This window comes from Solwaraspora sp. WMMA2065 (genome assembly GCF_030345075.1).
Classification (GTDB): domain Bacteria; phylum Actinomycetota; class Actinomycetes; order Mycobacteriales; family Micromonosporaceae; genus Micromonospora_E.
Window position 1 is genome coordinate 4,672,943 of sequence record NZ_CP128361.1, and the last position, 13,403, is coordinate 4,686,345.

Here is a 13,403-nt window from a genome sequence, read left to right on the forward strand (position 1 = left end):
CCCGCCGACGACTCGACTCCCGGACCGACGCCGCCGATCAGCCGAGTCGCTGGCGGAAGTAGGCGATGGTGCGGCGCAGCCCGTCCTGCGGGTCCACCGTCGGCTGGTAGCCGAGCCTGGTACGGGCCAGGGTCAGGTCAGGACGGCGCATCTCCGGGTCGTCCGAGGAGCGGGCGACCAGGTTGATCGTCGACGAGCTGCCCACCAGCTGGACGATCTGCTCGGCCAGCTCCCGCATGGTCAGCTCATGCTCGGTGCCGCAGTTGATCGGACCGGTCTCGGTGGAGTCGAGCAGCGCGACGATCCCGGTCACCAGGTCCGCCACGTAGCAGATCGACCTGGTCTGCGTGCCGGTACCGTGCACGGTGATCGGCTCGCCGCGCAACGCCTGGCTGATGAAGGTGGGGATGGCCCGGCCGTCGTCCGGCCGCATCCGGGGCCCGTACGTGTTGAAGATTCGCACGATGCCGGCGTCCAGGCCGCGGTACCGGTGGTACGCCATCGTCGACGATTCGGCGAACCGCTTGGCCTCGTCGTAGACGCTGCGCACCCCGATCGGGTTGACGTTGCCCCAGTAGGTCTCCGGTTGCGGGTGCACCAACGGGTCACCGTACGCCTCGGAGGTCGACGCCATGATGAACCGGGCCTGGTCGGCGACCGCCCGGTCCAGCAGATGCAACGTGGCGAGAGAGCCGACCCGGAGGATCTCGATCGGCAGGGTCGCGAAGTCCGTCGGGCTGGCCGGCGAGGCAAGGTGCATGATCGCGTCGAACCGCTGACGGACCGCTGGGTGATGATCCGGCAACCCATCCGAAATGTCCGCCTCGACGAGGGTGAACCGGGGTTCGTCGGTGAGGTGGGCGACGTTCTCCTTGGATCCGGTGACGAAGTTGTCCACCGCCACCACCGCACAACCACGCCCGACCAACCGGTCGACGAGGTGGCTTCCGACGAAACCGGCACCTCCGGTGACCAGCACTCGGTGGCCGTCGCCGAATCGGGGAACAGGCAGCATGCCCCCGAGCCTAGTGGTAGTGCCCCGGCCGGGCTGCGGTTGCCACCCGGGTCGGTCCGGACCGAGATACCCGGCTGCGCGACTCGGACCGGGCTACCGACCGCGCGGCTCGCCGAGCTCCCGGTACCGGCCGCGATAGTGGATCAGCGGCCCGGCGTTGCCTTCGTCGCTGACCGTGACCGTCTCGACGGTCGCCTCCACGAGCACCGCCCACCCGTACGGTCGGACGTCGTCGAGCCGACAGCCCGCCCACCCACTCGCCCCCGCGAGGACCGAGCCGTACCCGGTGGCCTGCCAGTCCGCTGCCTTGAACGGTCCGCCCGGTGCCGGCATCAGCCCGGCGAACCGGTCCGCGAGCTGTCGATGCGCCGGGCTCAGCGGAACCATCGCGAACCTGCCCGACTCGCGGAGCACCTCCCACAGCTGCGACTCCTCGTCGAGCAGCCCGAGCAGTCGAGGCGGGTCACCCTCGGCCAGCACCGTCGACGACACGGTCAGTCCGGCGAGCGGAGCCGACCCACCACCGGCCGTCCACAGCGTCACCGGTGCGGCCAGCCGGCCACGTAGCCGCCGCGCGGGCGAACGGTCCTCGTTCGCCGTGGCGAACGGGTCGCGATAGTGGATCTCGGCACCGGGCTCGGGATGATTCACGTGAAACATTGTGGCCCAATCGGGAGTCACCGGCGCGGCGTCACCGTGGCGAGTAGCTCCGGCATCCGTCGTTCCAGCAGGTCACCGGCGATGTACAGACCAAGGGCCACCGCACCCAGGCCGTATCCGACGCCGACCGGCAGGGCAAACCAGTACCAGACCTCGCCGAGCAGCGCGGTGGCCAGCACGATCGGCACTGCGGCCGCCGCCGACGCGACCATCGCCACCAGCGCCAGCATGCTCTTCGCCACGCCGGCACCGCTGTTCAACGCGAACGGGTTCGACGTCTCCGGCAGCGAGTACGCACCGACCACCGAGACGATCAGATTGACCGCCAACCCGGCACCGTACGCGGCGAACAGCGTCCCGGCGGCGACCGGGATCCAGCCGGGTTCGCGCAGGAACAACCCGAGACCGGCCGAGATCACCACCAGCAGCGGCACGATGTACACGGAGAACCCGACCACCCGGGCACGCAGCTCCAGCCGCCCCGGCACGCCGGCGATCACGTTCGCCGCGTACGCGCTGCCGTCGAATCCGAACTGGTTGGCCAGGGTCACGGCGGCGAGCGCACCGACGAAGAGCATCGAGATGCTGACGCTGGTCGCCGACGCGGCCGGTCCGGCGCCCACTGAACCGTCCGGGTCGTAGGTGAAGGCGCTGAAACCGCCGACGTTGATCAACGCCGGGATGAACACCCCGACCACGGCGACGGTGATCAGGTTGGCCCGTCGCCGCATGTCCCGCCACCAGTAGCGCACCTCCCGGGCGACCAGTGCGCCGTACCGGTCGCGGGGGGTCCGGGCGAGCAGCCGGGGGAACAGCTGACTCACCGGGGTACCGGACGCAGCGGCCACCGCCCTGGCCGGGCCGCCGCTCGCGGTGCCGACCATCGCAGACTCCAGCGACCTCGACCACCACCGGTACAGGCCGGCCAGGGTGGCGGCGGTGACCGCCAGCTTGATCGGCACCGCCCAGAGCCGTCCGTCGACCACGTCGAACCCCATCGTGTACGGGGCGGCCAGCGGAGTCCAGCCGAGAATTCCCGCCACCTCAGCCAACTGGTCCCAGTCGGCGTTGCCCAGTCCACCGATGACCAGCAGTTGCAGCGGACCGAGCAACGCGGCCAGCACGGCGAGCAGCACCGCAGCCAGGTCACGCACCCGGCGCGACCGCAGCATGCCGGCGAACGCGCTGGTTATCGCCCGGCTGCCCAGGACGCAGAGCAGCAGACCGGCGGCGGCCCCGACCAATTGGACGGCGCCGGCCAACGGGCCGCCGAGCAGCGCCGCGCTGAGCACCAGCCCCAGGGTGGCCAGCCCGGTGGCGATCGACGGCACGCCGATCAGTCCGGTGACCAGCAGCCCGGTGACCATGGTCCGCCGACGCAGCGGAAGCAACGCGAACCGGGCCGGGTCGAGCGTCTCGTCCACCCCGAAGAAGACCAGCGGCAGCAGCAGCCAGCCGAGCACCAGCAGGGTGCCGCCGAACCCGGCGGCCAGCAACATGCCCTGTTCGCTGTCGACGAACCCCGGCGCGGCGAGGATCAGGAAGCCGTTGCCGGCGAACCACAGCCCGGCGATGATCCCGCCGATGAACAACGCGATCCGCCAGCCCTGACCTCGCAGGTTGTTGCCCATCACCCGCAGCTTGAGGCGGACGAAGTGCCGGGCCCGCACCGGCCGCCGACCGACGGCGGGTGAGCCGGGAGTCGGTGTGTCGGCGGGCGGCCCGGTCACAGCCATGCCAGTTCCTCCCCGGTGGCCGTGCGACCACCGACGACGTCGACGAAGACCTCTTCCAGCGACCGCCCGGCCCGTACCTCGTCCAACGTGCCGACCTTCTTGATGACTCCGTCGGCGAGGATCGCCACGTGGCTGCAGAGCCGCTCGACCACAGCCATCACGTGGCTGGAGAAGATCACCGTGCCGCCGCCGACGACGTACCGCTGCAGGATGTCGCGGATCAGCGCGGCGGAGACCGGGTCGACCGCCTCGAACGGCTCGTCGAGCACCAGCAGCCGGGGTCCGTGCAGCAGCGCACAGGCCAGCCCGATCTTCTTTTTCATGCCCGCCGAATAGTCGACCACCAGGGTGCGTCCGGCGTCGTCGAGCGCCAGCACGTCGAGCAGTTCGCCGGCTCGCTGGTCGACCACCGCCGGGTCCATCCCGCGCAGCAGACCGTGGTACGCGAGCAGCTCGGCACCGGTGAGCCGGTCGAACAGCCGCACCCCGTCCGGCAGTACGCCGAGCAGTTGCTTCGCCCGCACCGGGTCGGCCCAGACATCGTGGCCGAGGACGTGGGCGTGACCGGCGTCCGGCCGTAGCAGCCCGACCGCCATCGACAGCGTGGTGGTCTTGCCGGCACCGTTCGGGCCGAGCAGTCCGTAGAAGGAGCCGACCGGGACCTCCAGCTCGACCCCGGCTACCGCGACCTTGTCGTCGAATCGTTTGGCCAGGCCACGCAGGACAAGCGCCTGCCCGCCGGGCTGGGCAGCATCTGTCATGGTCCGACGGTAACCAGCGGGACCTCGGATACGCTCCCGCTGAGGGACGATCCGGCTCTCATACCCGGGCACGACGGCGGCACCGATCCCGACCGACCTCGCCGCGGGCACGTCACGGCAGCCGAAGGCATGTCACGGGCGCAGACTCTCCGGCGCGTGCAGTCGCAGCATGAGGGCGTTCACCTGACCTGGCAACCGCCGCCGGGTGACCACCGACACCAGCATCATCACCGCGAACGCCAGCGGCACCGTCCAGGCCGCCGGCTGCGCGACCAGGACCGCCGGCCAGCCGGTCAGTGGCGGACCCAGCACGGTCCACAGCACCGCGCCGACGGCGGTACCGCCACCGGCGACGATGCCGGCGGCGGCACCGGCGGCGGTCAGGCCACGCCACCAGATGCCCAGCACCAGCAGCGGGCAGAAGCTCGACGCGGCCACCGCGAACGCCAGCCCGACGACCTGGGAGACGTCCAGGCCCGAGACGTTCAACGCGAGGACCATCGGCACCGCCCCGGCGACCAGGGTCGCCAGCCGGAACCCGCGTACCGAGTTGCGCCGCAGCACGTCGGTCGAGACCGCCCCGGCGACGCTGGTCAGCAACCCGGACGAGGTGGACAGGAAGGCGGCGAACGCCCCGGCGGCTACCAGCGCGGCGAGCAGTTGACCGAGCAGGCCGCCGCCGAGCGCCGCCTCCGGCAGCAGCACCACGACCGCATCCGAGCGTCCGGTCATCAGCAGCTGCGGTGTGTACACCCGGCCGAGCACCCCGTACAGGGTGGGGAAGAGGTAGAACAGGCCGACCAGGGCGAGCACCACCAGCGTGGTGCGGCGGGCGGCGGCACCGTCGGGGTTGGTGTAGAACCGCACGAGTACGTGCGGCAGCCCCATCGTGCCGAGGAAGGTAGCCAGGATCAGCGAGTAGGTGGCGAACAGTCCCTGGTCGCCCCGGTCCGGGTCATTGGGCAGCAGCCAGGCGGCTCCCCGGTCGGCTTCGGCCCCGGACACCTCGGGGACCCGGTCCCCGGCGGCGAAGGTCAACTCGGTGCCCGGGATCACCTGCTCGGTCCGGCCGTCGGCGTAGTTGAGCGTCGCGGACCGCTCGACCACCACGGTGGTCGCCTGGGTGAAGGTCAGCCCGTCCGGTGGGCTGACCGGCGGCCGCCCGTCGGACTGCCACTGCATGGCCAGGAAGACCGCCGGTACGGCGAGCGCGGTCAACTTGAGCCAGTACTGGAACGCCTGCACGAAGGTGACCGCCCGCATACCGCCGAGCGCCACGTTGGCGGTGACCACCCCGCCGACCAGCAGCGCTCCCAGCGGATACGGCGCGCCGGTGACCGTAGCCAGGGTCAGCCCGGCGCCCTGCAGCTGGGGCAGTAGGTAGAACCAGCCGATGAAGATCACGAAGACGGTGGCGAGCCGGCGCAGCCGCCGGGAGCTGAGCCGGATCTCGCAGAAGTCCGGCAGGGTGAACGCCCCGGACCGGCGCAGCGGGGCCGCGACGAACAGCAGCAGGGCCAGGTAGCCGGCGGCGAAGCCGACCGGGTACCAGAGCACGTCGACGCCGTACTTGAGGATCAGGCCGGCGATGCCGAGGAACGATGCTGCAGACAGGTACTCGCCGCTGATCGCCGCCGCGTTCCAGGACGGGCTGACGGTACGCGAGGCGACCAGGAAGTCGGACGTGGTCCGGGCCAGCTTCAGCCCGTAGAAGCCGATCGCGACGGTCACCAGGGTGACCACGACCAGCGCAGGGATCACGTACGGGTTGGTCATCGGCGCCGCTCAGCGCTCCGGCCGGCGGACCAGCGCGACGAAGTCCTGTTCGTTACGTTCGGCGAGGTGGACGTAGGTCAGGCCGACCGCGACGAGGAACGGAAACGCGGCCACCCCGAGTAGCAGCCACGGCAGGTTGGCGCCGACGATCTTGATCTCCGCGACGCCCGGGGCGATCGCGAACAGCATCGGCAGCGACCCGAGGCCGACCACGACCACCACCGCCAGCCGCATTGCCAACGCCAACTGTGCCCGGACCAGGCCGCGTACCAGTGCCTCGCCGATCTGGGTCTGCTCGGCCAGGTCGGTACGCAGCCGGTCGGCGTCCCCACGCCGGCCGACCTCGCCCAGCACGACCCGCACCCGTCGGGGTGGCGGGTCGGCGGGCGCCGCAGCGGGCCCGGTGCCGTCGTGTTCGGCCATGCCGGCAGTCTCACGGCCCGTCGCGGAAAGTCAAGGGCAGTCCCCGGCGCAGACGGATCCACGGCGCGTCGTCCCACAGCGAAGCGCCCAACCGCAGGAGGCGATTGGGCGCTGCTGAAGCCCGGCGAGAGGCTTTGTGGCCAGGGGCGGGGTCGAACCGCCGACCTTCCGATTTTCAGTCGGACGCTCGTACCAACTGAGCTACCTGGCCGGGCACTGGGGTCATGATACCCATCCGGCGACCTCAGCAGCCGGACCGGTTGCCATGGGCCCCGGAACGCACAACGCCGCGCGTGGGAAACGCACGGCGATCGGCGTTGCGCGGTCCTGACGGGACTTGAACCCGCGACCTCCGCCTTGACAGGGCGGCGAGCACTCCGACTGCTCCACAGGACCTCGGTGTTGCTCCGGCCGGTCGGTCGGCCGGTGGTGCCCCCAACGGGATTCGAACCCGTGCTACCGCCTTGAAAGGGCGGCGTCCTGGGCCGCTAGACGATGAGGGCGGCCCCGTCATCATCGCACATCACGACTCCGACGGTAGTGCTCCCATCCGGCCCCGCCGGAAGCTTGCGAAAGCATACGTGACGAGTATGCCCCGGACCAAACCAGATCGGCGAACCGGACGGATCAGGGGGAAAGGCTAGCACCGAGCAGGGTGATGCCGTACCGCTGCCTCAGCTCCTGGACCACGACCGGCAGCGCGGCGACGGTGGCCGACCGGTCGCCACCACCGTCATGCAGCAGGATGATCGACCCGAGCCGGACCTCGGTGGTGACCTGCGCCACCAGCTCATCCTTGGTGGGCTTGCGCCAGTCCTGCGGGTCGACGTCCCAGTCCAGCGGGACCATTCCCAGCTCCTCGACCACGGTGACCACTTTCGGCGTCCACAGGCCGCCGGGGTGCCGGAAGTGCTCGATCGGCGCGCCGGGCACCACCTTGTGGATCTCCGTGTTGGTCCGCAGCAGGTTGGCCCGGATCTCGTCGGCCGACTGCGACCCGAGGCCGAGCTCGTGGCTCCAGGTGTGGTTGCACAGGGCGTGCCCCTCCCGGACCATCCTGACGACCAGCGCCGGGTACCGCCGCACCTGGGCACCGACGACGCAGAAGGTTGCCCGCGCCCCGGCCTTGCGCAGTTCGTCGAGGATCAGCGGCGTCCACTTCGGATGTGGCCCGTCGTCGAAGGTCAACGCCACCTGCCGACCACCGGTACGCCGACGTAGCAGGCTCTCGTCGACGGCGGGCCGGGCGGACGCCCCGGGTGAGCCACCGGTCACGGTGGCCGAGGGCCGCTGGTCGGCGGGGTCGTCCGTCGACGCCGGCACCGGGTCGCGGGGGCCGGGTGAGGGCACCGGTTCGGGGGTGGGAGCAGGGCGCTCCGGCGCGGCACCGAGAGCGGCGGTGGCCGGCACCTGCGCCGGTGTCTGCCGGGCACCACGCAGCGCGGCGATGCTTTCGCTGCCGACCAGCAGCGCGAACACCGCCAGGCCTGCCGCGACCATGGCACGTTTCGACACGGTGCGTTTCGACATGTCGACTCCGGGCGAGGGGGTGGACGGAGATCGAGCGAAGCACACGTTAGTCGATCAATCCGCACAACTCGACCCCGCACATCGGACACCAGCACTGCCGACCATCGGCGGTGACGGGCCGTACCGCCAACAGCTACGGCAAGTGCTGCTGGCCGACCGACCGGTCGGCGGACCGGCAGAGCGTGAATGCGTCTGTCAGGTCGGCGCAGTGCCGTACCCCGTCCGGCAGTTCGGGGACCGGCCAGCCCGGCCCGACCGCGAGGACCAGCACCGGACGGTGCCGTCCGGAGCGGGCCGCAGCCAACTGCCCGAGGTCCGCGGTCGCCGGGGTGTGCGACCAGAGCACCACGGCGGCCGGACCCGTCCGGTCGACGGCGGCGACCAGCGCGGTCACCGGTACCCGGGCACCGAGCAACCGGGCGACCACGCCGGCCTCGACGAGTGCGGCGGCCAGCGCCTCCAACGGCAGGGTGTGCTGCTCGTCGTCGGTGCAGGCCAGCAGCACACCGGAACCAGCGCCGACAAGCGGGCCCGAAGAATCACCCGGCAGGGCCGCCGGGACCGGCCCGGTCACCGACGCCGGACCGGTCACCGACGCGAACGCGGCGGAGACGCACCGGGACAGCAGATGCTCCACCTCGATGAAGCCGGCGGTGGCCGCGTACCGGTCACCGACGCCGGCCAGCACCGGGCGGACCACCCGGTCCCAGGTGGCTATCACCCCGTCGGCACGCAGCCCACGCTCGATGATCTCCCGCATGGCCAGGTCGTCCAGGCGTACGGCGGCCCGGGCCAGACCACGGGCGGCCGGGCCGGCGGTGCCGACGGCGATGGTGTGCCCGCCGCCGGCCCGGCCCTGCCCGGGGCCGGGGCCGAGGCCGAGGCCGGCGGGGGCGGGTGGAGCCGCGTTGCCGCGTGCCCATCGCGCCGCCTCGGCCGGGGACACGCCTTCGGCGGTGAGCCGACGCATCACCTCCAGCCGGGCCAGATCCTCCCGGCTGTACCGGCGATGGTGCCCCTTGACGTGCCGGGTCGGGCCGAGCCCGTACCGCTGGTGCCAGGTGCGCAGCGTGGTGACCGCCACGCCGAGCCGGCGCGCCACGCTGCCCGCACTCAGCGCGTCATCGCTCACCTGGCCGCTCCGCAGCCGCGCCGTGCCGCTCCGCGTTCACGTCATGGTCCCGCCGGCCCGACGCGACAACTGGTCGACCACGCCGGCCAGCCACGGGGCGTAGGCGTGCGGGTCATCGGTCAGGCCGGCCCGCAGCTCATCCGGCGGCATCCAGCGCAGCTGCGCGATCTCCGCCGGATCGGGCCGCAGCGGGGTGGCCGGGTCGAGATCACCCAGCAGTACGTGGTCGTACTCGTACTCGGTCCGGCCGGTGACCGGGTCGGTGGCCTGGTAGGTGTGCACGCCGAGCTCGGTCAACGGCACCGGCGCGACGCCCACCTCCTCGCCGAGCCGGCGGTTGGCCGCCTCGGTCACCGATTCGCCGGGCAGCGGATGGCCGCAGCAGGTGTTGGCCCAGCGCAGCGGGAACCGGGTCTTCACCGCGGCCCGCTGTTGCAGCAGCAGCCGGCCGGCCCGGTCGACCAGGATCACCGAGAAGGCCCGGTGCAGCTGGCCCGGCGACTGGTGGGCGGCGGCGACGGTGGCCGATCCGACCGGTCGCCCGGCCGGGTCGACCAACTCGACCAGATGGCTTTCCCGCGACGTCCCGGTCATCGGGCACCCCCCGCACCGGTGATCCGACCGGCGGCCAACTTGCCGGAGATCAGCACCATCGGCACGCCGACCCCCGGCTGGGTGCCGGAGCCGACGAAGACCACGTTCTCCAGGGTGGGATGCAGGTTGCCGGGTCGGAACGGGCCGGTCTGGAACAGGGTGTGCGCGGCGGCGAACGGTGTCCCGGCGGCCATTCCGGCGTCGGCCCAGTCGGCTGGGGTGATCATTTCGCGGACCTCGATCCCGTCGGCCAGGCCCCGGTAGCCGCGCTCGGCCAGGGTGGCGATCAGCTCGTCGGCGTACCGCTGCGGCAGGTCGCCGCGCCAGTCCAGCCGCCCACTGTCCAGGTTGGGCACCGGAGCGAGGACGTAGTAGGTGTGCCCGCCGGGCGGGGCCACCGACGGGTCGGTCCGGCTCGGGTTGGTGACCAGCAGCGAGGGGTCGCTCATCAGCTCTCCCCGGCGGATGACCTCGTCGAAGGTGCCCTTCCACAGCCGACCGAAGTGGACGTTATGGTGGGCGATCTGCTGGTAACCCTGCCGGGCGCCGAGGTGCAGCACCACGCAGGACGGCGAGTAGCGCAGCCGCCGGCGGCGGGCCGGTGGCAGCAGTTCGGCGTAGGCGACGGGTAGGTCGGGGTTGAGCACCACGACGTCGGCGGGAATCCGGTCACCGGCGGCGGTGAGCACCGCGCGCGCCCGACCACCGGCGGTCTCCACCCGGGTGACCGTGGTGTCGTAGCGGATCTGCACGCCGTGCTTCTCGGCGGCGCCGGCCAGCGCCCGGGGTACGGCGTGCATCCCGCCCCGGGGGAACGACACCCCGGCCACCGAGTCCAGGTAGGCGATGACGGTGTAGATGGCCAGCGCGTCGTGCGGGGCCAGGCCGGCGTACATCGCCTGGAACGAGAAGATCCGCTGGGTACGGGGGTCGGAGAAGAACTGTTCGATCTTGGTCTGCATCCGCCGGAACGCTCCGGCGGCCAGCAGCCGCAGCAGGTTGCCGGTGAGCAGGTCCGGCGGGCTGTCCAGGTTACGGTCAATGAAGTCAGCCCGCTCCAGCTGCCACAGCCGCCTCGCGTAGTCGACGAAGCGCAGGTAGCCGTCGGCTTCGCGAGGGCCGCAGACCCGGGCCACCTCGGCCGCCATTCGGGCGGTGTCGGTGACGACGTCTAGTGTGGACCCATCCGGATAGTACGCCCGGTAGGCCGGGTCGAGCGGGATCAGCTCCAACCAGTCGGAGAGCTCCTCGCCAACCGCGCCGAGCGCCTCGGCGATCAGTTCGGGCATGGTCAGCACGGTCGGCCCGGTGTCGAACTCGTAGCCGTCGAGTGCCAGCCGCCCGGCCCGTCCACCCGGCACCGACTCGCGTTCCAGCAGGGTGACCTGCCGGCCGGCACCGGCCAGGTGCAGGGCACAGGCCAGCCCGCCGAGCCCGGCACCGACCACGACGACGCGTTCGGTCGCCCCGGTCACGGTACGCATGCCGCGACCACCTCCTTCTGAACGATGCTCACATCATGCCTGCCGAGTGGTGGCGGTCACCGCCAGGCCGGTGAGCGCGCGACGGGCGGCAGGGTCGATCGGGGCGTCGGCCAGGGCGTCGACCGCCTCCCGTACCCGTTGCTCGATCAGCTGTTCCACCTGGCCGGCGGCGCCGGTCTCGACGACGATCTCGATCAGCCGCTGCACCCGTCGATCGGCATTCCGACCGGACTGCCGGTCGGTGGCGGGCGGCGGCCGGTTGAGTTCGGCGCGTTGCGCCTCGGTGGCCAGCTCGCGGGCGATCAGCAGCAGCACCGTCGGCTTGCCGGTCCGCAGGTCGTCGCCGGCCGGTTTGCCGGTGGTGGCCGGGTCACCCAAGACGCCGAGCAGGTCGTCGCGCAGTTGGAACGCCTCGCCGACGGCGGTGCCGTAGCGCCGGTAGGCCTCGTGGACCGCCGGGTCGGCGCCGGGTCCGGCCAGGGCCGCACCGAGGTGCAGCGGCCGCAGCACGGTGTAGCTGGCGGTCTTGTGCCGGGCCACCCGCAGCGCCCGGTCGACCGACCAGCTGTCGGCCTCGGTCTCGCCGAGGACGTCCAGGTACTGCCCGGCGATCGTCTCGACCCGCATCTGGTCGTAACGGCGCCGCACGTCGAGCAGGGTCCGGGGTGGCACGCCGGCCTGGCCGAGCAGCCGGTCGGCCCAGACCAGGCAGAGGTCACCGACCAGCACGGCGGCACCGTCGCCGAACCGGTCGGGGTCGCCGTCGCGGCCGGCCGACCGGTGCTGCCCGGCCAGCCGGCGGTGGGCGGTGGGGCGGCCGCGACGGGTCGCAGAGCCGTCCATCACATCGTCGTGCACCAGCGCGAACGCGTGCAGCAGCTCCAGCGCGGCCAGCGCCGGCAACACCGGGGCCAGCGGCGCGTCCGGGCCGACCACCCCGCGCCAGCCCCAGTGGGCGAAGACCGGCCGCAGCCGCTTGCCGCCAGCGAGCACGGTGTCCCGGGCGACCTGCGCGAACGGGCGCAGCGCCGGATCGATGCGGTCGAGCGCGTCGATCTCGACGGTGAGGAAGTCGATCAACGTGTCGTCGACAGCCGCGGTCAAGAGGTCACGGCGGCGGGGCGGGGGCGAGCCGGGGGTGGCCGACCCGGCCGGCTCGTCGACCGACGCGCTGCGGTCGGTGCCGGCAACTGTGTGATTGGCCACGCGAACGAGCGTACCCTAGGGTCTGAAGTTGCGTCGATTCTTGCGTCGATAGCCGAGGAGGCCCGGTGAACGTCGATCTGCCCGCTGCCTACGCGAACTGCCGTGACCTGCACCGACGACACGGGCGCACCTACTATCTCGCGACCCGGCTGCTACCGCAGTGGAAACGCCGGCATGTTCACGCTTTATACGGATTCACCCGGTACGCTGATGAAATCGTCGACCGCACCGACCAGCTGCCGCCCGCCGACCGGGCAGCCGCACTCGACCAGTGGGGGCAACGGTTCCTCGCCGGGCTGCACGGTGCCCCGGTCGACGATCCGCTGCTGCCCGCCGTACTGCACACCATCGCGGTGTTCGACCTGGACAAGGCGGACTTCACCGCGTTCCTGCGCAGCATGGCGATGGACCTGACCCTCACCTCGTACCCGCGCTACACCGACCTGCTCGACTACATGGAGGGCTCGGCGGCGGTGATCGGCACCATGATGCTGCCGATCCTGGGCAGCACCGACCGGGCCGCCGCCCGGGAGCCGGCCCGACAGCTCGGCTTCGCCTTCCAGCTCACCAACTTCATCCGGGACGTCGCCGAGGACCTGGACCGTGGCCGCACCTACCTGCCGGACGAGGACCTGGCGCGGTTCGGGGTGGACCGGGCAGACCTGGTCGACGCCGCCCGACGCCGCCAGGCGACCCCGCCGATCATCGAGCTGATCCGGTACGAGGTCGGCCGCGCCCGGGGCCACTACGCGGCGGCCGCCCCCGGCGTCACCCTGCTCGAACCCGCCTCGCAGGCCTGCATCCGCACCGCGTACGCGCTGTACGGCGGCATCCTCGACGAGATCGCCGCGCAGGGCTACGACGTGTTCCGTCGCCGGGCCACCGTTCCCAACCGTCGCCGGGCCGCTGTGGCGCTGCGGTCCCTGCTCACCCCGGCCGGCACCCCGGTCACCCTGCCCGGTCCGGTCGACGTCACCGCCCCCGTCGACGTCACCGGCCCGCCGACGCAGCCGACACCGACGCAGCCGCCGGCCACCCCCACGCCAGCACCGACCGCCTCCTCACCGACCGCGCCGTAGCGCCCGC

General features: G+C 72.0%; 11 protein-coding genes, 3 tRNA genes and 1 pseudogene. 1 reads left to right on the forward strand and 14 read right to left on the reverse strand.

Annotated elements, in window-relative coordinates:
- Positions 1-37 precede the first annotated feature (37 nt).
- The 14 genes and pseudogenes from O7610_RS21275 to O7610_RS21340 all read right to left on the reverse strand — a co-directional run bounded on the left by O7610_RS21275 (position 38) and on the right by O7610_RS21340 (position 12,317).
- Positions 38-1,015 carry an NAD-dependent epimerase/dehydratase family protein gene (locus O7610_RS21275; protein WP_281552263.1) on the reverse strand — a complete coding sequence of 326 codons (978 nt, stop codon included), beginning with the start codon at positions 1,013-1,015 and terminating at the stop codon, positions 38-40.
- A 93-nt stretch (positions 1,016-1,108) separates the two neighbouring features.
- Positions 1,109-1,675 (reverse strand): annotated as a pseudogene (locus O7610_RS21280) (flavin reductase family protein); the annotation flags it as partial.
- Positions 1,676-1,692: 17 nt separating this feature from the next.
- Positions 1,693-3,411, reverse strand: coding sequence for an ABC transporter permease (locus O7610_RS21285; protein WP_289211687.1), 1,719 nt, complete (start codon positions 3,409-3,411; stop codon positions 1,693-1,695).
- A complete protein-coding gene (locus tag O7610_RS21290) occupies positions 3,402-4,172 on the reverse strand; it encodes an ABC transporter ATP-binding protein (RefSeq protein ID WP_281552266.1) in 771 nt (256 codons plus the stop codon). The genes O7610_RS21285 and O7610_RS21290 overlap by 10 nt, the downstream gene beginning before the upstream one ends.
- Positions 4,173-4,304: 132 nt before the next feature.
- Positions 4,305-5,948, reverse strand: a complete 1,644-nt coding sequence (locus O7610_RS21295; RefSeq protein WP_281552267.1) for a sodium/solute symporter — start codon at positions 5,946-5,948, stop codon at positions 4,305-4,307.
- Between the two features lie 9 nt (positions 5,949-5,957).
- On the reverse strand, positions 5,958-6,371 hold the full coding sequence (locus O7610_RS21300; protein WP_289211688.1) for a hypothetical protein: 414 nt from the start codon (positions 6,369-6,371) through the stop codon (positions 5,958-5,960).
- A gap of 137 nt (positions 6,372-6,508) precedes the next feature.
- A tRNA-Phe gene (locus tag O7610_RS21305) sits at positions 6,509-6,582 on the reverse strand.
- Positions 6,583-6,693: 111 nt separating this feature from the next.
- Positions 6,694-6,767: transfer RNA gene (locus O7610_RS21310), tRNA-Asp, on the reverse strand.
- Between the two features lie 31 nt (positions 6,768-6,798).
- Positions 6,799-6,874, reverse strand: a tRNA-Glu gene (locus O7610_RS21315).
- 124 nt (positions 6,875-6,998) lie between these two features.
- Positions 6,999-7,901: a polysaccharide deacetylase family protein gene (locus tag O7610_RS21320; protein WP_289211689.1), complete on the reverse strand. Its 903-nt coding sequence runs from the start codon at positions 7,899-7,901 to the stop codon at positions 6,999-7,001.
- A gap of 133 nt (positions 7,902-8,034) precedes the next feature.
- Positions 8,035-9,033 carry a MerR family transcriptional regulator gene (locus O7610_RS21325; RefSeq protein WP_289211690.1) on the reverse strand — a complete coding sequence of 333 codons (999 nt, stop codon included), beginning with the start codon at positions 9,031-9,033 and terminating at the stop codon, positions 8,035-8,037.
- 36 nt (positions 9,034-9,069) lie between these two features.
- Positions 9,070-9,627, reverse strand: coding sequence for an isopentenyl-diphosphate Delta-isomerase (gene idi / locus O7610_RS21330; RefSeq protein ID WP_281552271.1), 558 nt, complete (start codon positions 9,625-9,627; stop codon positions 9,070-9,072).
- Complete coding sequence (crtI, locus tag O7610_RS21335) at positions 9,624-11,111, reverse strand: phytoene desaturase family protein (RefSeq protein WP_281552272.1); 1,488 nt, start codon at positions 11,109-11,111, stop codon at positions 9,624-9,626. The genes idi and crtI overlap by 4 nt, the downstream gene beginning before the upstream one ends.
- A gap of 33 nt (positions 11,112-11,144) precedes the next feature.
- Positions 11,145-12,317, reverse strand: a complete 1,173-nt coding sequence (locus O7610_RS21340; protein WP_289211691.1) for a polyprenyl synthetase family protein — start codon at positions 12,315-12,317, stop codon at positions 11,145-11,147.
- Positions 12,318-12,382: 65 nt separating this feature from the next.
- On the opposite strand from O7610_RS21340, the gene O7610_RS21345 reads away from it, so the two are divergent.
- Positions 12,383-13,396 carry a phytoene/squalene synthase family protein gene (locus O7610_RS21345; RefSeq protein ID WP_475050902.1) on the forward strand — a complete coding sequence of 338 codons (1,014 nt, stop codon included), beginning with the start codon at positions 12,383-12,385 and terminating at the stop codon, positions 13,394-13,396.
- The last annotated feature ends 7 nt before the right edge of the window (positions 13,397-13,403 follow it).